Here is a 17423-nt window from a genome sequence, read left to right as displayed (position 1 = left end):
CGGGTCACCATTGGAAAGGGATGTAAAGGGCGAGGCCCGGGAACGCATAGAGGATCGCCACCGTCACCAGCATCAGGGCAAGGAAAGGCCAGACCCCGCGCGCCACATTGGACAAGGTGGTGCGCGCGACGGACTGGATCACATAGAGGTTGAGCCCCACGGGCGGCGTGATCAGGGCGCATTCCACCATGATCACCATGTAGATCCCGAACCAGATCGGATCGAAACCCAGCCCCATGGCCGCCGGCAAGAGCACCGGCGTCATGATCAGGATCATCGAGAGCGCCTCGAAGACGAGCCCCATCAGCAAGAGCACCAGGGACACCACGATGATGAACATGATCGGCCCATCGATCACCTGCGCGAGGAATGCAGAGATATCCTGCGGGATCCGGTACAGCGCGATGGCCTTGCCGAACACCTTCGCCCCCGCGACGATCAGCAGGATCGCGGCGGTGGTGATCGCGCTTTCGCGGATCGCCTCCCAGAAGGTTGCCCAGGTGAGCGTGCGCAGCCAGAGCGTCGTGATCAGCAGGGCTGCGGCAAAGCCCACTGCGGCGGCCTCGGTCGGGGTGAAGGCCCCGGAATAGAGGCCAATGATCACCAGCGCGGCGAGCGCCACCGAGGGCAGCGCCCGTTTCGACGCCGCGATCCGCTCGGCCGTGGTGGCTTTGGGCACCGGCGTGTAATGCCCCGAGAGCCGGGCATGGAGCATCGCGAAGAGGACAAAGAGCGTGACCAGCACAAGGCCCGGTCCGATCCCCGCGAGAAAGAGCGCAATCACCGACTGCTCGGTGACGAACCCGTAGACGATCATCGGGATCGAGGGCGGGATCAGGATCCCGAGGGTCCCCCCCGCCGCCAGTAGCCCGTAGACGAATTTCTTTTCATAGCCGCGATTGATCATCTCGGGGATGGCTACGGTCCCGATCGTGGCCGCCGTCGCGACCGACGAGCCCGAGATCGCCGCAAACAGCGCGCAGCTCAGGATTGTCGCCACCGCGAGCCCGCCGGGCCAATGCCCGACCCAGGCCTGCACGGCGGCAAAGAGATCGCGCCCCACGCCCCCTTTCAAGAGCAGGTTCGACATCAGCAGGAACAGCGGCACCGCCAGCAGGATGAACCCGTCCAGCGTCGACAGGATCGATTGCGGCGCCATCAGGGGCGAGAAGCCTCCAAGGATCAGCATGGCCAGCCCCATGCCCCCCAGGGCAAAGGCCACCGGCACGCCCAGCAGCAAGAGCACAAAGAGCGCCACGAGGATCAGGATGATGGTCATTCGTGGGTCGCTCCGAGACTGGCCGCATCCCCGTGGCGCATCCGGATCAGCTCCACCACCGCCTGGATGGTCAGCAGGCCAAAGCCCACGGGCACCGAGGCCTCCGCGATCCAGACCGGCAAGTTCAGGAGGGACCCGGTCGTCCGCCCGCGTTCAAAACTGTCATAAAAGATGTCAAACCCGTAGATCGCGACGATGGCCGAGAACAGGATCACCACCACCAGCGCCACCATCGCGCAGATCTTCTGCGCGCCGGGCGGCAGCAGGCCGGTGACCGCGTTCACGGTGATATGGCGCCGCAAGGTCAGCAGATGGGCCATGGCCAAGAGACAGCCCCAGATCAGGCAGAGCTGGCTGAGCTCCGCCGCCCAGATCGTTGGTTTGACAAAGAAATAGCGCGCCACGACCTCATAGGTCAGCATCACGCCGGTGGCGGCCATCAGCACCGCGCCCAAGAGGCAGGCGAGACGGGAAACAGAGCTTATCAGGGACATGGAGACACCGTTCGGACGGCCCCGAAGGACCGCCCGAGTTCAGGTTTGGCTGACGATCGGCGTCAGGAACCGGAGCCGACGCCCAGCGCGTCGAGGATCTTCTGCCCCGCATCGCCGGTTGCCGCCAGATAGCCGTCATAGACCGGCTGGGCCACGGATTGCCACTTGGCAAGCTCCTCGTCGGTGAGCTCGACAATGGTCATGCCATTGGCCTCGGCGGCGGCATAGGCCTCGGCCTCGATGGCGGCCATCCGGTCGCGCACGTCATCCTGAGCCACCTTGGCAGCGGCGTTGATATGGCCCTGGGTCTCGGCATCGAGCCCGTCCCACCACTCGCTGTTCACCACAACGACGAATTCGATATTGGCGTGGTTGGTCTTGGTGATCGTGTCCATCACCTCCCAGAGCTTGCGGGATTTCACACCCGACACGCCCGTCATGCCCACATCGACCGTGCCGCGCTGATAGGCGAGGTACTGCTCGGAGCCCGAGATCAGCGTCGGGGCCCCACCGGCGGCGGAGACGAAATCGCCCAGCGTCTTGCCGAAGACGCGGGCCTTCTTGCCCTCCATATCCGCAGGTGTGCGGATCGGATCATCCTGGCTGAGCAGGATCGCCCCGCCATAGGCCTGCCAGTAGAGAACCTCGCCGCCGGTCTTGGCGATCTCGGTTTCCAGCACCTCGCGCACGGGCGAGCCCTCGGCCACCGCCGCGCGGACCTTGTCCTCGGTGTTGAACAGGAAGGGCATGTAGAACACATCCACCACCGGCGCGTCGCCCACATAGCGGGTCAGCGATGCAACCCCGGCCTCGATCGCGCCGGAGCCCACCGCGGCGGGCACTTCCTTATCCTTGTAGAGCGTCGCACTGTCATAGATCTCGACATCGATCTTGCCGCCAGTGCGCTCCTCCACCTCTTTTTCAAACAGGGTCAGGTTCTCGCCCAGATGGCTGGTCAGCGGCAGCTGGAGCGAGATCCGCATCTTCTCGGCAGAGATCGCCGCCGAACCCAGTACGGACGCGCACGCGGCCAAGATCAGGGTATTCCTCAACATGACATTCCTCCCAGTCGTCATTTATGTGGGGCTACCCATGACATTACGTCGCGGCAGGGAATTAGCAACCGCCCGTTTGCCCTAAAGCCACAGCCCCGCGAAACAGAGCGATCCTCCCAGCCCGCCCAGGGCGAGCCGACGCCACCAGGGTCCGCGCCCGATCAGCCCGCGCGAGATCCCGCCAAGCCCCAGTCCGACCATCGCCATGGCCAGCAAGGCCGCGACGGGCTCGGTCGAGACCCGGATCAGCGCGTCATTGGCAATCATCGCCAGCGGAATGATGTAAAGCCCGACGCCGAGCGCCATCGCCGTCAGCGCCACGCGCAGCCAGTTCTCCTGCACCATGCCCGAGGCGATGAAGACCGCCCCGCAGACCGGCGGGGTGATGGTCGACAAAAGCGCGAACCAGAAAACGAAGAGATGCGCCTGCAAGGGCTCCAGCCCCAGTTCGATCAGGGCGGGCCCGGCCACCGAGACGCAGATGACGTAGGCCGCCGTCGTCGGCACCTCCATCCCCAAAAGCAGGCAGGCCAGAGCGGTCAGCATGAGCGCAGGCCAGAGCTCCCCGCCCGAGCCCGACAGGATGACGGAGGTGATCTTGACCCCCAGCCCGGTGATCCCCAGCACCCCGATGATGATCGAGGCGCAGATGATGATCGAGGCGATCATCGCCACCTGCCGCCCGGCATTGAGCATCGCATCCCCCAGCCGCGCGAGCCCTTGACCCGGGTTCGGGCGCAGGGACACGTCGATGAACAAGAGCGCGAGCCCGGTGAAGATCGCCAGAGCGGCGGCGTATTGCGGCGTGTAGCCCAGCGCAAACATTGCGATCAGCAGGGTCGAGAATGGCACCATGAAGAACGCCGAGGTGATCAGGACCTGACGGCGCGCGGGGCGGTCCTCTTCGGGGATAGGCTGCAGGTCAAAGCGCGAGGCGAACGCGTTCAACCCCTGCCAGACCGTCGCGAAATAGAGGATCGCGGGCAGAAGCGCCGCGAGCATGATCTCGGAATAGGGCACGCCGGTCAGCTCGACCATCACGAAGGCCCCGGCCCCCATCAGGGGCGGCATGATCTGCCCGCCCGAGGAGGCCACCGCCTCCGTTGCTGCCGCCAACCGCTTGGGATAGCCGAGCTTGGTCATGGCCGGCAGGGTGATCGCCCCGGTGGAGGCGACATTGGCCGAGGCAGAGCCCGAGATCGACCCGAAGAGCGCCGAGGACAGGACCGAGACCTTGGCCGCCCCGCCCGTTAAGCGCCCGGCGGCAGCGGCGGCGACATTCATGAAGCCCTGCCCCGCCTCGCCCGCATTCAGCACCGCGCCGAAAATCACGAAGATCGCCACGACCCCCACCGAGACCCCGGTGAGACTGCCCCAGAGCCCGCCTTCGGCCACGATCAGCGTGCCGAGAAAGCTCTGCAGCGGGGTTCCCGCATGGCCGAACTCGCCGGGAATATGCTGGCCGTAGAGGCCATAGAGCAGCGCGGCCAACGCCACCAGCGGCAAGGGCCAGCCAATGGCGCGCCGCGCGCCTTCCATGGCGACGCCGAGCAGCAGGATGGCGAGACCCACCTGAAACTGGTTTTCGAGAAAGCCGTACTGGTTGCGCAGCATCTGGTGGTTCAGCGCGATCCAGAGGCAGCCCGCGATCCCTAGCCCGGCGAGGATCGCCCCGCTGGCCCGGGACACCGGTCCCGTGGCCGCGAACAGGAAGACCCAAGGCAGGGTCAGCGCCATATGCAACGGGCGGGCCACCAGATTGGGGACCAGCCCGTAGAAAATCAGCCCGAGATGAAAGACCGCCGTCAGCGTGCCCAGCGCGATCCAGATCCGTCGCGCCGGGATCTCCCCGTCAGTGCCGATCATCCCGGTGCGCGCTTACATATGCGCGTCGCTGAGGGCTGCGCCGATTTCCTTGTAATAGCGCAGGGCACCCGGGTGGATCTGGCTGGTGATATTGGCCAGCATGTCCACCGAGACCCCGTCCCACCATTTGGCGTCGCCCGCCATGTCGGCCTTGGTCTCCCAATAGGTCTTGGTCAGGGCATAGGCCGTGTCCTCATCCATCTTGGAGGTGGTATAGGCCACCACCGGCAGGGAGGTTGTGGTGATATCCGCGTCCTGACCCGCATAGGTGCCCGCCGGGATCGTCAGCTCGGTCCGCTTGGATGCTGCCACCTGATCCGGCGTCAGCGAGAGCACCTTGACGCCTGTGGAGGCCGCCGCCTCGATCACATTCGGGGCCGGATAGGACCCGGCGGTGACAAAGCCGTCGATCTGGCCGTTCTTGAGCGCGTTGACGGCGTTGGACAGCTCGCTATCGGCGATCTTCACCTGATCCTTGACGCCGAAAAGGTCGAGATACTTCGCCCCCTCGCGCGCGCCGAAGGACCCGCTGCCGAGCAGGATGGTCTTGCCAGCCATATCCTCGAAACTGTCGACACCGCTGTCAGCGGACATCACGAAATGCATGGTCAAAGACGGGATCGGGAACAGCGCGCGGATCTCGTCGAAGGCCGGGTTGCCCTTGCCCTCGAACATGGCGCGCCCGCCCTGAGCCAGCCCCACGAGGGCCGGCGGCGTGGTGAAGACGTAATCGCCGCCCCGCGCGCGCACCTCCATCACGTTCTGGACCGAGCCCTGGCTTTCCTCGACCGTGACCGAGATCTCGCCGCCCGAGCCTTCTTTCATGGCCTCGGCGATCTGCACCGCCATCTGGAAATAGGATGAGCCCGCCTTGGCGGATTTGTAGGTGACCCGGGTCTCGGCCCAGGCCGCGCTGCTGAGCACGCAGGCCGCCGCGGCGGTCACGGTCAGTGTCTTCAGAAATGTCATGACGATCCTCCCAAACGCATTTGCCAGACTGTTGCGCGCCGCCGGGGGGAGTGCAAGTCGATCTGCGCCCACGGGCTCGTGATCCTGTCCCGAGACATGGGGGCTGGGAGGGCGCGGCGCGCGGCCTATCTGGTCGGCGGGCGGCCCGTCGCGCCCGTTCGAGGAGACCGCGCCATGCAGATAACCGTCCCCGGCCAGACCCGTCGTCGCCCCGTTTGGGCCCTGCTGGGGGTTGTCGCACTGATGCTCGGGGCCGCGCCGGAGGCCGTCGCGGCGGACCCGAAGATCCAGGTCGTGGGCGACAGTGTCATGACCTGGAATGGGCGCAACGCCATTCCCGAGGTGATCGCCCGGGCTCTGGGCGAGCCGGTGGACAACAACGCGCGCGCCGGTGCCCGTCTGACCCGCAGCAGCCTGATCGCCCGCTCGGTCGAGGCGCAATTCCGGCGTGGGAGCTGGGATTGGGTGATCGTGAATGGCGGGGCCAATGACCTGAACCGCAATTGCGGCTGCAACCGCTGTGACGCCGAGATCGCGGCCATGATCTCGGCCGATGGGCAGCGCGGCACTTGGCCGGACCTGGTGGCGGGCCTGCGGGCGGGCGGCGCGGAACGGGTGATGATCGTCGGATATTATGGCCCCACCGGACGCGGCGGGCGCACGGACCGCTGTGCCGATGAGTTGGCCATCGTGGATGCGCGCCTGTCCCAGCTGGCCGCCGCGCGGGAGGGGGTGTTCTTCGTCGATGCGGATCCGGTGATGGGGCCGCGCACGCCGGAGCTCTTTTCCTCGGACCTGATCCACCCCAATGCGCGGGGCTCGGCGGTGATCGGGGCGCATGTGGCCGAGGCCCTCTCGCGGATCGATCCGGCGCGCTAGACCGCTCAGGTAAACTTCCGAAAGAGCTTGGTCTGATCGAAGATCTCTTCGAGCTCCTGCATCCGGTCCTTGGTGTCTTCCCAGTTCAGGGTCTGCACCGCGGCGATCATGCTTTCGACGAGTAACATGCAGGTGGCCAGCGAATCCCAGGCCGAAGGCACGATGATCCGGCTCGACAGGCAGATATCCGAGAGCCGGTGCACCGGCGAGCGCCACTGATCCGTGAACAGGATGATCTGCGCTCCGCGATCCCGGGCGATCTCGGCCAGTTTGAGCGTGTTGTTCTCATACCGGCGCATGTCGAAGATCACGAAGACATCCCCCTCCCCCGCGTTGAGCAGGTCATGGGGCCAGGTGTTCGAGGTCGATTGCACATGGATCACATCCGGGCGGATCACCTGCATGTGCAGGAAGAGATACTCGGCCAGGGTATGGGTGATCCGCCCGCCGACGATATAGAGTGCACGGTCGCGATCCGCGACCAGCGCGCAGGCCCGGTCGAACTCCGCCGGGTCGATCTGGGCCAGCGAGTTGCGGATATTGTCGATCACGGCTTCGGTGAAGCGGTTCAGGATATGGCCCGAGGGCGCGGCCCCCGCCCAGGTCTCATGCTTGGCGATGGGGCCCTTGCCGATGGCGCCCAGTTCTTCGCGCAGCTCGGCCTGAAACTCCGGATAGCCCTTGTAGCCGAGCTTTTGCACCATGCGCGCGACGGTCGGGACCGAGACCCCGGCCCCCTTGGCCAAAGCCGCGAGCGGGCCAAGGCCCGAGGCCGGATAATTCTCAAGCACCGACAGGGCGAGCTGGCGTTCGGCGCGGGTCAGCGTGTCGAGCTGGGCCTGAATGCGGTCCGCGATGGTCTGGGCCGGAGGGGTCATGCTGCCTCTTTCTTGTACAGAAATATCAGAGCGCGTCATCGAGTGATAATTATTTCACAATTCTGTTGACAGAACGCGACGCTGGCAAGACTTTTGTGACGCAGGAGCACAGATGAATCAGCAAGACCACACCAAGCCCGATCACCCGATCGCCGTGCGCAACGCGCCGGGCGACAGTGCCATCGTGGTGGTCTGCGAACATGCCAGCGCCCATATTCCGGCGCGGTTTGCCGATCTCGGCCTCGCGCCCGAGGTCCGGCAGAGCCATGCGGTCTGGGATCCGGGGGCTCTGGCCGTGGCAGAAGGTCTGGCCGAGCGCCTTGGCGCGACGCTGGTGGCCGCGACGGTGTCGCGGCTGGTCTATGATTGCAACCGTCCGCCCGACGCCCCCGATGCCATGCCCGCCCGGAGCGAAGTGATCCGGGTGCCCGGCAATGAGGGCCTGAGTGACGCGGAGCGCGCCGAGCGCGCGCACCGCTATTACACCCCGTTCCGCGAAACCCTTCGGGAGGTTCTGGCAGGCAAACCCGCGCCGATCCTCGTTACCATGCACAGTTTCACCCCGATCTATCACGGCCAGACCCGCGCGGTGCAGATCGGAATCCTCCATGACACGGATACGCGGCTGGCCGATGCCCTGCTGGAGGCGGCGGAGGGCACCACCGCCCTGCAGGTCGCGCGGAATGAACCTTACGGTCCCGAGCATGGCGTCACCCACACCCTGCGCGATCAGGCCCTGCCCCAAGGCCATCCGAATGTGATGATCGAGATCCGCAACGACCTGCTGACCACCCCCGAGGATCAGGACAAGATCGCCGAGCTGCTGGCAGGCTGGCTGCGCGTGGCCTGCGCCCGGATCGGAGAGAGCCCATGCACGGCGTGATGCGCGGCTATATCCGCGGCGTCGATGCCGTGAACTACCGGCTCGGCCGGGTGGTGATGTACGGGATCTTCGTGCTGATGGGGATCCTGCTGTGGTCTTCGGTGTCCAAGACCTTCTTTCTGCCCTCGCTCTGGACCCTGGAAATGGCCCAGTTCGTGATGGTGGGCTATTACATCCTTGGCGGGCCTTACTCGCTGCAGCTCGGCTCGAATGTGCGGATGGATCTGCTCTATGGCGGCTGGTCGATGCGGCGCAAAGCGTGGTTCGACGCGATCACGGTCCTCTTCCTGATCTTCTATCTCTGCGTGATGATCTATGGCGCGGTGGGCTCGACGGCCTATTCGCTCGGGTATTGGAAAACCGAGCCGTTTTCCTATTTCCTTGGCCTCGTGACCGGCACCGAGGAGGTCGGGCGGCTCGAACGCTCTTCCTCCGCGTGGCGGCCTTATATGTGGCCGGTCAAGGCGGTGATGATCCTCGGCTTCACGCTCATGCTGCTGCAATGCGTCTCGGAGCTCTGCAAGGATATCCTGCGGATCCGGGGTGAGGAGATCTGATGCCCTATGAGCTGATCGCCACCCTGATGTTCTCGACCATGATGCTGATGCTGTTGACCGGCCAGCGCGTGTTCGGGGCCATCGGCTTTGTGGCCGTGATCGCCGCGCTTCTGCTCTGGGGGGACCGCGGCGGCTATGACCTGGGCTTCGCGGCGGCGATGAAGCTGATGAAATGGTATCCGCTGCTGACCCTGCCGATGTTCATTTTCATGGGTTACGTGCTGAGCGAGAGCAAGATCGCCGATGACCTCTACCGGATGTTCCATGTCTGGATGGGCGGGCTGCGCGGCGGGCTGGCGATCGGGACGATCGGGCTGATGGTGCTGATCTCGGCCATGAACGGGTTGTCGGTGGCGGGCATGGCCATCGGGGCCACCATCGCCCTGCCGGAACTGCTGAAGCGCGGTTACGACAAGCGCATGGTCACGGGCGTGATCCAGGCGGGCTCGTCCCTGGGCATCCTCGTGCCGCCCTCGGTGGTACTGGTGCTCTATGCGATGATCGCACGGCAACCGGTGGGCCAGCTTTGGCTCGCGGGCGTGGTGCCGGGGCTGATGATGGCGGCGATGTTCGTGGCCTATATCGTGATCCGCTGCCGGATGAACCCGAGCCTCGGCCCGGTGCTCGACGACGCGGATCGCGACATCCCGCGCGCCGAGAAGCTGCGTCTGCTGCGCGCGGGACTGCTGCCGCTGGTGATCTTCGCGGTGATGATGGTGCCCTTCGTCAATGGCTGGACCTCGCTGGTCGAAAGCTCGGCCATCGGCGCGCTTGCGGCCTTCGCGGCGGCGGTCCTGAAGGGGCGCATGACGAAAGAGGTCTTCGAGAACTCGGTGCGCAACACGCTCGGGATCACCTGCATGTTCATGTGGATCATCCTCGCCGCACTGGCCTTTGGCGCGGTGTTTGACGGGCTGGGCGCGGTGAAGGCCATCGAGAGCCTGTTCACCGAAAAGCTGAACCTGAATCCCTGGATGATCCTGATCCTGATGCAGCTGAGCTTCATCCTGATGGGGACCTTCCTCGACGACACGGCCATGCTCGTGATCGTCGCCCCGCTCTATGTGCCGCTGGTGGGGGCGCTCGGCTTTGACTTGATCTGGTACGGGATCCTCTACACGATCACGACGCAGATCGCCTATATGACGCCGCCCTTCGGCTATAACCTCTTCCTGATGCGCGCCATGGCCCCGAAAGAGATCAGCCTGCGCGATATCTACAGCTCGATCACCCCCTTTGTTCTGGTGATGGTGCTGGCCCTCGCGCTTGTCATGGTCTTCCCGGGCCTGGCGACATGGCTGCCCGATTATGTTTACGGAAAATGAAATCACGAAACCGGACCAACCGGTTCACTGCTTTGAAAACAAGGAGAAATGGGATGACCACAAGACGTAAGTTTATCGCCGGGGCCGCAACTGCCCCCGCCGCCCTCGCCGCGCCCGCGCTCGCCCAGAGCACGATCAAGTGGCGGATGCAGACCTATGCGGGGGCCGCTCTGGCCGCCGAGGTGGTGGATCCGGCCATTGCCATGTTCAACAAGATCGCCGGCGACCGGATGCAGATCGAGCTCTTTTACGCCGATCAGCTGGTGCCCACGGGCGAGCTGTTCCAGGCGATGCAGCGCGGCACGATCGATGCGGTGCAATCGGACGACGATTCCATGGCCTCGCCGACCGAGGTGACCGTGTTCGGCGGCTACTTCCCCTTCGGCTCGCGCTATTCGCTGGATGTGCCGGTGCTCTTTAATCGTTATGGCCTGAAAGAGATCTGGGACGAAGAATACAGCGCCGTGGGCGTCAAGCACGTCTCTGCCGGTGCCTGGGATCCATGCCACTTCGCGACCAAGGACCCGATCCGCTCGCTCGAGGACCTCAAGGGCAAGCGCGTCTTCACCTTCCCCACTGCCGGGCGCTTCCTGAGCCAGTTCGGCGTTGTGCCGGTAAACCTGCCCTGGGAGGATATCGAGGTCGCGGTGCAGACCGGCGAGCTCGACGGCATCGCATGGTCCGGCATCACCGAGGATTACACCGTCGGCTGGGCGGATGTGACCAACTACTTCCTGACCAACAACATCTCGGGCGCGTGGATCGGCCATTTCTTTGCGAATATGGACCGCTGGAACGAGCTGCCGGATGACCTCAAGACGCTGTTCGAAGTGTGCTGCGAGCAGTCGCATTACTATCGCCAGCACTGGTATTGGGGCGGCGAGGCCGACCTGCGCGTCAACGGCACCAAGATGGAGCTGACCTCCATCCCGGACGAGGAATGGGCCACGGTCGAGGCCGCCGGGCGCGAGTTCTGGGAAGAGATCGCCGCCGAGAGCGAGACCAAGCGCAAGGTGGTCGAGATCTTCAAGAAGTATAACGCGGATATGGAAAAGGCCGGACGGCCCTACCGGTATACCTGATCCAACCGGAACGGGGCGCAGTCACGCGCCCCGTCCACATTTTGAGCGGGGACCGACATGGCGCAGTACAAAACACCAGGCGTCTATATCACCGAAAGAAACGCCTTCCCGAGCGCTGTGGTCGAAGTGCCCATGGCGTTCCCTGCCTTTCTTGGTTACACGGCTCAGGCCTCGCGCTGGTCCGAGGATGTCACCGGTGTTCCGGAGCGGATCGCAAGCTATGCCGAGTATCTCGAGGTCTTTGGCGAGGCGCCGGCGCGGCGTTTCGCGATGTCCCGAACAGAGGACGGGGACGTGTTCTTCACCCCCGTCGGGCAGCGCTTTTACCTCGATCTGGCCATGCGGATGTTCTTCGACAACGGCGGTAACGCCTGCTGGGTTATCTCCCTTGGCGGGTTTGAGGCCGAGAGCTATGGCGCGGCGGATGCAAGCGATGCGATCTGGGACGCACTGGCCAAAGAGCCCGAGCCCACCGCCTATGTCATGCCCGATGCCGTGGCCCTGAGCCGTGACGATCATCGCAAGATCACCGAACGGATGATGCAGGAATGCCAGAAACTGCAAGACCGCATGGCGATCCTCGACATCTATGACGGGCGCGTGCCCGCGGGCATGTCCCCCGCCGAGTTCGACTGGCATGCCGAGGCGATCAACGGTCCCACCGGGTTCCGCGCGATCGATTTGGGCGACAAAGCGAGCTTTGGCGCGGCCTATTTCCCCTGGCTCAATTCAAGCCTGATCTCAGAGCACGAGGTCAGCTTTGCGATGCTCGATGCAGACAGCCGCGCCTCCCTCGCAGCTCAGATCACAGCGGAGCTGACCCCCAAGACAGGCCCCTTGCCCTCCGACACCGAGGCGCTCCTGACGCTCTTGACCAAGTCCGAGATCAGCGCGGAGGACTGCACCAGATGCCACAAAGATCTGTCTGTCGTCTCCACAACCTACTGGTCGGTGATGTCCGCCCTTGCGGATGAGATCAATATCATTCCGCCGAGCGGCGCAATGGCCGGTGTCTGGAGCAGGACAGACGTGGACATCGGCGTTTGGAAAGCCCCGGCCAATACCGCAGTCGCAGGCACGGTCGGCCCCGCGATTACGATCAACGACACCGAGCAGGAAGATCTGAACGTGCCGCTGGACGGGAAGGCCATCAACGCGATCCGCAGTTTCAGGGGCCGGGGAAATGTGGTCTGGGGCGCGCGCACACTCGACGGAAATTCCCAGGACTGGCGCTACGTGAACGTGCGTCGCACGATGATCATGCTGGAGCAGTCCATCGCGAACGCCGCGCAGGCCTGTGTATTCGAGCCCAATACGGCGGACACATGGGGGCTCGTGAGAACGGTGATCGAGAACTTTCTGACCAACCAATGGAAGGCCGGTGCGCTGGCCGGGGCCACCGCGGAGGAAGCCTATCGGGTCAGCGTCGGTCTGGGATCGACCATGACAGGCAACGATATCCTCGATGGCTATATGCGCATCGTGGTCCAGGTCGCGATCACCCGCCCTGCCGAGTTCATCGAGATCCCCTTCCAACTGAAAATGCAGACCTCCTGACATGTCCGGTGAAATCCAAGACACCAATTGGCCCCTGCCGAAATTCTACTTCTCGGTGAAAATCGGCGCGCGCGACGCGATCGCGTTCCAGGAGGTCTCGGGCCTCGACATCGAGACCCAGATCATCGAGTACCGCGCGGGCAACTCAAAGGTGTTTTCCACCATCAAGACGCCGGGCCTGAGCCAGACGCGCAACGTCACGCTCAAGAAGGGCGTCTGTGTGAAGGACAACCGGTTCTGGGACTGGTTCCAGCAGATCAAGATGAACACGATCAAGCGCGAGCCCGTCGAGATCTCTTTGTTGGACGAAGAGGGGAAGCCCACGATGGTGTGGAGATTGACCAATGCCTTTCCTACGAAAATCACCGGCACAGACCTGAAATCCGACGGCAATGAAGTGGCCATCGAGACACTGGAAATCGCCCATGAGGGCCTGACGATAGAGAATGGATAAGGGACACCGATGACCTTTGAAGAGCTGAAAGAGGCCGTCGCCGCGGGCGAGATCGACACCGTGCTGACCTGCTTTCCCGACATGCAGGGGCGGTTGATGGGCAAGCGCTTCCACGCGGTGAATTTCGTGGAAACGTCGTTCAAGGAGACCCATTGCTGCAACTACCTGCTGGCCACGGATCTCGAGATGGCGACGCCCGATGGCTATGCCTCCAGCAGCTGGTCGCAAGGCTATGGCGATTACATCATGGCCCCGGATTTGAGCACGATCCGCGTGCTCCCCTGGCTGGAGGGGACAGCGATGGTGCTCTGCGATATTCTCGACCACCACACCCATGCGCCCGTGCCCCATGCCCCGCGGCAGGTCCTGAAGGCGCAGATCGCCCGGCTCGAGGCGATGGGTCTGACGGCAATGATGGCCACCGAGCTGGAGTTCTTTCTCTTCGAGAAATCCTTTGACGAGATCCGCAAGGGCGGCTTCCGCGAGCTGACGCCGATCTCGGGCTATAATGAGGATTACCACATCCTCCAGACCACCAAGGAAGAGGGCGTGATGCGCCCGATCCGCAACCAGCTTTACGGTGCGGGCCTGCCGATCGAGAACTCCAAGGGCGAGGCCGAGACCGGTCAGGAAGAGCTGAACATTCGTTACGCCGAGGCGCTGGCCTGCGCCGATCACCACACCATCGCCAAGAACGGCATCAAGGAGATCGCCTGGCAGCATGGCCATGCGGCGAGCTTCCTGCCGAAATGGCATCACACCAAGGTGGGCTCGTCCTCCCATGTACACCAGTCGCTCTGGCGCGATGGGGAGCCTGCGTTTTACGACGCGGACCGGCCCCTGGGCATGTCCGAGCTGATGGAGCATTACATGGCGGGCGTGATCGCCTATGCGCCCGATTACACCGCTTTCCTTGCGCCCTACATCAACAGCTACAAACGCTTCGCCAAGGGGACCTTTGCGCCGACCAAGACCGTCTGGTCCGTGGATAACCGCACGGCGGGCTTCCGGCTCTGCGGCGACGGAACCAAGGGCGTGCGGGTTGAGTGCCGGATCGGCGGCTCGGACCTGAACCCCTATCTCGCCCAGGCCGCCATGCTCGCCGCCGGGATCAAGGGCATCGAGGACAAGATGCAACTCGCCCCAGCCACCACCGGCGATGTCTATGACGCCGCCGAGGCGCAGGACATCCCCCAGACCCTGCGCGCGGCCACCGAGACCCTGCGCGGCTCGGCCATGCTCCGCGCGGCCATGGGGGACGGTGTGATCGACCACTACACCCGCGCCTGCGAATGGGAACAGGAAGAGTTCGACCGCGTCGTCACCGACTGGGAAATCGCCCGCGGCTTTGAAAGGGCCTGACATGATCCGCTGTATCTCTCCAATCGATGGCTCGGTTTATGCCGAGCGCACGCCTCTGACCGCCGAGGCCGCCCATGCGCAGGTCGCGCAGGCCCGCGCGGCGCAGGCTGACTGGGCCGCCCGTCCGCTTGCTGAACGGATCGCGCTGGTGCGTGCGGGTGTCGCCAATGTGGGCGCGATGAATGACGAGATCGTACCGGAGCTCGCCCATCAGATGGGCCGCCCCATCCGCTATGGCGGCGAGTTCGGCGGGTTTGACGAGCGGGCAAGCTACATGGCCGAGATCGCCGAAGAGGCGCTGGCCGATATCATCGTCGAGGACAGCGACGCGTTTCGCCGGGTGATCAAGCGCGTGCCCCACGGCGTCGTGCTGGTCGTGGCGCCGTGGAACTACCCTTACATGACCGCGATCAACACGGTCGCGCCCGCGCTCATCGCCGGGAATGCGGTGGTGCTGAAACATGCGAGCCAGACACCGCTTGTGGGCGAACGCATGGAGCAGGCGTTTCATGCGGCGGGCGTGCCGGAGGCTGTGTTCCAGAACGTCTTTCTCGACCACCAGACCACGTCCGAGCTGATCGCGGCGCGGAGCTTCGGCTTTGTAAACTTCACCGGCTCCGTCCCCGGCGGACAGGCGATGGAACGCGCGGCGGCGGGCACCTTCACCGGTGTCGGGCTGGAGCTGGGCGGCAAGGATCCGGGCTATGTCTGCGACGATGCGGATCTGGATGCGGCGGCCGAGACCCTGATCGACGGGGCGATGTTCAACTCGGGCCAGTGCTGCTGCGGGATCGAGCGGATCTATGTGGCCGAAGCGCTGTTTGAGGCCTTTGTCGAGAAGGCCGTGGCGATTGTCTCGGGCTACAAGCTGGGCAACCCGCTGGATCCGGAAACGACGCTGGGTCCCATGGCCCATGCCCGCTTTGCCGAGACCGTGCGCGGTCAGGTCGCCGAGGCGGTGGCCGCCGGAGCCACGGCCCATATCCCGACCTTTGCCGAGGATGATGGCGGCGCCTATCTGACCCCGCAAATCCTCACCGGGGTGACCCATGAGATGCGCGTGATGCGCGAGGAAAGCTTCGGCCCCGTGGTCGGGATCATGCCCGTCAAGGACGATGCCGAGGCGATTGCCATGATGAATGACAGCGATTTCGGGCTGACCGCCTCGGTCTGGACCCAGGATGCCGCCCGCGCCGAGACCATCGCCGATCAGATCGAGACCGGCACCGTCTTCATGAACCGCGCCGACTATCTGGATCCGGGCCTGTGCTGGACCGGCTGCAAGGATACCGGGCGCGGCGGGGGCCTGTCGCTCATCGGCTATCACAACCTGACCCGACCGAAATCCTACCACCTGAAGAAGGCCTGACGCCCATGTCGCTCACTGCCAACTGGTCCTACCCCACCGCCATCCGGTTCGGGGCGGGCCGTATTTCCGAGATTGCCGAAGCCTGCGCGGCGGCTGGCATCACCAAGCCACTGCTGATCACGGATCGCGGGCTCGCGGAGATGGAGATCACCACCCGCACGCTCGATCTGCTGGAGGCCGCAGGGCTGGGGCGCGCGCTCTTTTCGGATGTGGATCCGAACCCCAACGAGAAGAACGCCGAGGCCGGCGTGCGTGCCTTCAAGGAGGGCGGCCATGACGGGGTGGTGGCCTTTGGCGGCGGGTCCGGGCTCGATCTCGGCAAGCTGGTGGCGTTCTATGCGGGCCAGACGCGGCCTCTCTGGGATTTCGAGGATATCGGCGACTGGTGGACCCGCGCGGATCCCGACGCCATCGCGCCCATCGTGGCCGTGCCCACCACCGCCGGGACCGGATCGGAAGTGGGGCGCGCCTCGGTCATCACCAATTCCGAGACCGAAGAGAAAAAGATCATCTTCCATCCGAAATTCCTGCCCGCGCAGGTGATCTGCGATCCGGAGCTGACAGTCGGCATGCCGAAGACGATCACAGCGGGCACGGGGCTCGATGCCTTCGCCCATTGTGTCGAGGCGTTCAGCTCGCCCCATTACCACCCCATGTCCCAGGGCATGGCGCTGGAGGGGATGCGGCTGGTCAAGGACTACCTGCCCCGCGCCTATGCGGATGGCACGGATCTGGAGGCGCGGGCGCATATGATGTCGGCGGCGGCCATGGGGGCGACGGCCTTTCAAAAGGGGCTGGGGGCGATCCATGCCCTGTCCCATCCCATCGGCGCGATCTATCACACCCATCATGGCACCACGAATGCGGTCTGCATGCCCGCGGTCCTGCAGTTCAACCGGCCCGCGATCGCGGCGCGGTTCGACAATGCGGCGGCCTATCTCGGCATCGAGGGCGGGTTTGACGGATTCTGCGCCTTTGTGGATGCGCTGAATGGCAGCCTCGGGATTCCGACCAGCCTGTCCGGGCTGGGGGTGCAAGATCTGGACATGGACCGGGTCGTGGCCGGGGCCCTCGCCGATCCGAGCACGGGCGGCAACCCGATCGAGATGACCGAAGAGAACACGCGCGCTCTGCTGGCGCAGATCCTCTAACGCGCGCTGCCCCGGTTTTCGGTGGCGCGGCCTCTGGCCGCGCGACCCGCACCGCGTATGGCGTCGTGCGGGTCTTTTCACGTCCTGCCCGAACCTCCGTCCCCCCGTGACGGGCCATGTCTGGCCCGTCTCTGTGTCTGTGCAGAGAGGCACCGGTGCGGAGCGATGCGACAGAAAATCTATTTCCGACAAAACTTGTCGGATTGACATTCCCTATCGTTTCACTCAAGTTTACGCCAAGTCCAGCCACCCCGGTTGCAGAT

The 17423-nt window shown here is 64.5% G+C and carries 16 protein-coding genes; 10 read left to right on the top strand and 6 right to left on the bottom strand.

Annotated features, from left to right (window positions below):
* Positions 1–4: 4 nt before the first annotated feature.
* From ACP15I_RS12285 to ACP15I_RS12265, 5 genes are all read right to left on the bottom strand, one after another.
* Entirely contained in the window at positions 5–1279 is a 1275-nt protein-coding gene (locus ACP15I_RS12285) for a TRAP transporter large permease (protein WP_424975307.1), read from the bottom strand.
* A complete protein-coding gene (locus tag ACP15I_RS12280) occupies positions 1276–1773 on the bottom strand; it encodes a TRAP transporter small permease (protein ID WP_424975306.1) in 498 nt (165 codons plus the stop codon). The genes ACP15I_RS12285 and ACP15I_RS12280 overlap by 4 nt, the downstream gene beginning before the upstream one ends.
* A 62-nt stretch (positions 1774–1835) precedes the next feature.
* A complete protein-coding gene (gene dctP, locus ACP15I_RS12275) occupies positions 1836–2828 on the bottom strand; it encodes a TRAP transporter substrate-binding protein DctP (RefSeq protein ID WP_424965986.1) in 993 nt (330 codons plus the stop codon).
* A gap of 81 nt (positions 2829–2909) precedes the next feature.
* Positions 2910–4694, bottom strand: coding sequence for a TRAP transporter permease (locus ACP15I_RS12270; RefSeq protein ID WP_424975305.1), 1785 nt, complete (start codon positions 4692–4694; stop codon positions 2910–2912).
* 12 nt (positions 4695–4706) lie between these two features.
* Positions 4707–5663: a TAXI family TRAP transporter solute-binding subunit gene (locus tag ACP15I_RS12265; RefSeq protein ID WP_424965984.1), complete on the bottom strand. Its 957-nt coding sequence runs from the start codon at positions 5661–5663 to the stop codon at positions 4707–4709.
* Between the two features lie 174 nt (positions 5664–5837).
* Between ACP15I_RS12265 and ACP15I_RS12260 the strand changes: the two genes are divergently transcribed.
* Positions 5838–6542 (top strand): SGNH/GDSL hydrolase family protein, encoded by a 705-nt coding sequence (locus ACP15I_RS12260; RefSeq protein ID WP_424975304.1) that lies wholly within the window; start codon positions 5838–5840, stop codon positions 6540–6542.
* Positions 6543–6547: 5 nt separating this feature from the next.
* Here the strand turns inward: ACP15I_RS12260 and ACP15I_RS12255 are convergent, their stop codons facing one another.
* Positions 6548–7420, bottom strand: a complete 873-nt coding sequence (locus ACP15I_RS12255) for a MurR/RpiR family transcriptional regulator (protein ID WP_424965982.1) — start codon at positions 7418–7420, stop codon at positions 6548–6550.
* 112 nt (positions 7421–7532) lie between these two features.
* On the opposite strand from ACP15I_RS12255, the gene ACP15I_RS12250 reads away from it, so the two are divergent.
* From ACP15I_RS12250 to ACP15I_RS12210, 9 genes are read left to right on the top strand one after another with little or no spacing between them, the layout of a single operon-like run.
* Positions 7533–8303 (top strand): N-formylglutamate amidohydrolase, encoded by a 771-nt coding sequence (locus ACP15I_RS12250; RefSeq protein WP_424975303.1) that lies wholly within the window; start codon positions 7533–7535, stop codon positions 8301–8303.
* Positions 8291–8860, top strand: coding sequence for a TRAP transporter small permease subunit (locus ACP15I_RS12245; RefSeq protein ID WP_424975302.1), 570 nt, complete (start codon positions 8291–8293; stop codon positions 8858–8860). Before ACP15I_RS12250 ends, ACP15I_RS12245 begins: the two co-directional genes overlap by 13 nt.
* Complete coding sequence (locus tag ACP15I_RS12240) at positions 8860–10185, top strand: TRAP transporter large permease (protein WP_424965978.1); 1326 nt, start codon at positions 8860–8862, stop codon at positions 10183–10185. Before ACP15I_RS12245 ends, ACP15I_RS12240 begins: the two co-directional genes overlap by 1 nt.
* Before the next feature lie 53 nt (positions 10186–10238).
* Positions 10239–11267, top strand: a complete 1029-nt coding sequence (locus tag ACP15I_RS12235; protein WP_424965977.1) for a TRAP transporter substrate-binding protein — start codon at positions 10239–10241, stop codon at positions 11265–11267.
* A gap of 57 nt (positions 11268–11324) precedes the next feature.
* Positions 11325–12824, top strand: a complete 1500-nt coding sequence (locus ACP15I_RS12230; RefSeq protein ID WP_424975301.1) for a phage tail sheath family protein — start codon at positions 11325–11327, stop codon at positions 12822–12824.
* A gap of 1 nt (position 12825) precedes the next feature.
* Positions 12826–13278 (top strand): phage tail protein, encoded by a 453-nt coding sequence (locus ACP15I_RS12225; protein WP_424975300.1) that lies wholly within the window; start codon positions 12826–12828, stop codon positions 13276–13278.
* A gap of 9 nt (positions 13279–13287) precedes the next feature.
* Positions 13288–14640 (top strand): glutamine synthetase family protein, encoded by a 1353-nt coding sequence (locus ACP15I_RS12220; protein ID WP_424975299.1) that lies wholly within the window; start codon positions 13288–13290, stop codon positions 14638–14640.
* Position 14641: 1 nt separating this feature from the next.
* Positions 14642–16009: an aldehyde dehydrogenase family protein gene (locus ACP15I_RS12215; RefSeq protein ID WP_424975298.1), complete on the top strand. Its 1368-nt coding sequence runs from the start codon at positions 14642–14644 to the stop codon at positions 16007–16009.
* Between the two features lie 5 nt (positions 16010–16014).
* A complete protein-coding gene (locus tag ACP15I_RS12210; RefSeq protein WP_424975297.1) occupies positions 16015–17160 on the top strand; it encodes an iron-containing alcohol dehydrogenase in 1146 nt (381 codons plus the stop codon).
* The last annotated feature ends 263 nt before the right edge of the window (positions 17161–17423 follow it).

It is taken from the genome of Dinoroseobacter sp. S124A (assembly GCF_049801015.1).
In the GTDB taxonomy this organism is placed as follows: domain Bacteria; phylum Pseudomonadota; class Alphaproteobacteria; order Rhodobacterales; family Rhodobacteraceae; genus Dinoroseobacter.
Note: the sequence above shows the minus strand (reverse complement) of the source record. Positions and strands in the feature narration are given on the sequence as shown.

Excerpts from the sequence above, each read along its gene's own strand:
- ACP15I_RS12240 (WP_424965978.1), top strand. The coding sequence starts at position 8,860 with ATGCCCTATGAGCTGATCGCCACCCTGATGTTCTCGACCATGATGCTG.
- ACP15I_RS12220 (WP_424975299.1), top strand. The coding sequence starts at position 13,288 with ATGACCTTTGAAGAGCTGAAAGAGGCCGTCGCCGCGGGCGAGATCGAC.
- ACP15I_RS12270 (WP_424975305.1), bottom strand. The coding sequence starts at position 4,694 with ATGATCGGCACTGACGGGGAGATCCCGGCGCGACGGATCTGGATCGCG.
- ACP15I_RS12265 (WP_424965984.1), bottom strand. The coding sequence starts at position 5,663 with ATGACATTTCTGAAGACACTGACCGTGACCGCCGCGGCGGCCTGCGTG.
- ACP15I_RS12285 (WP_424975307.1), bottom strand. The coding sequence starts at position 1,279 with ATGACCATCATCCTGATCCTCGTGGCGCTCTTTGTGCTCTTGCTGCTG.
- ACP15I_RS12250 (WP_424975303.1), top strand. The coding sequence starts at position 7,533 with ATGAATCAGCAAGACCACACCAAGCCCGATCACCCGATCGCCGTGCGC.
- ACP15I_RS12235 (WP_424965977.1), top strand. The coding sequence starts at position 10,239 with ATGACCACAAGACGTAAGTTTATCGCCGGGGCCGCAACTGCCCCCGCC.
- ACP15I_RS12225 (WP_424975300.1), top strand. The coding sequence starts at position 12,826 with ATGTCCGGTGAAATCCAAGACACCAATTGGCCCCTGCCGAAATTCTAC.
- ACP15I_RS12260 (WP_424975304.1), top strand. The coding sequence starts at position 5,838 with ATGCAGATAACCGTCCCCGGCCAGACCCGTCGTCGCCCCGTTTGGGCC.
- ACP15I_RS12215 (WP_424975298.1), top strand. The coding sequence starts at position 14,642 with ATGATCCGCTGTATCTCTCCAATCGATGGCTCGGTTTATGCCGAGCGC.
- ACP15I_RS12255 (WP_424965982.1), bottom strand. The coding sequence starts at position 7,420 with ATGACCCCTCCGGCCCAGACCATCGCGGACCGCATTCAGGCCCAGCTC.
- dctP (WP_424965986.1), bottom strand. The coding sequence starts at position 2,828 with ATGTTGAGGAATACCCTGATCTTGGCCGCGTGCGCGTCCGTACTGGGT.
- ACP15I_RS12280 (WP_424975306.1), bottom strand. The coding sequence starts at position 1,773 with ATGTCCCTGATAAGCTCTGTTTCCCGTCTCGCCTGCCTCTTGGGCGCG.
- ACP15I_RS12245 (WP_424975302.1), top strand. The coding sequence starts at position 8,291 with ATGCACGGCGTGATGCGCGGCTATATCCGCGGCGTCGATGCCGTGAAC.
- ACP15I_RS12230 (WP_424975301.1), top strand. The coding sequence starts at position 11,325 with ATGGCGCAGTACAAAACACCAGGCGTCTATATCACCGAAAGAAACGCC.
- ACP15I_RS12210 (WP_424975297.1), top strand. The coding sequence starts at position 16,015 with ATGTCGCTCACTGCCAACTGGTCCTACCCCACCGCCATCCGGTTCGGG.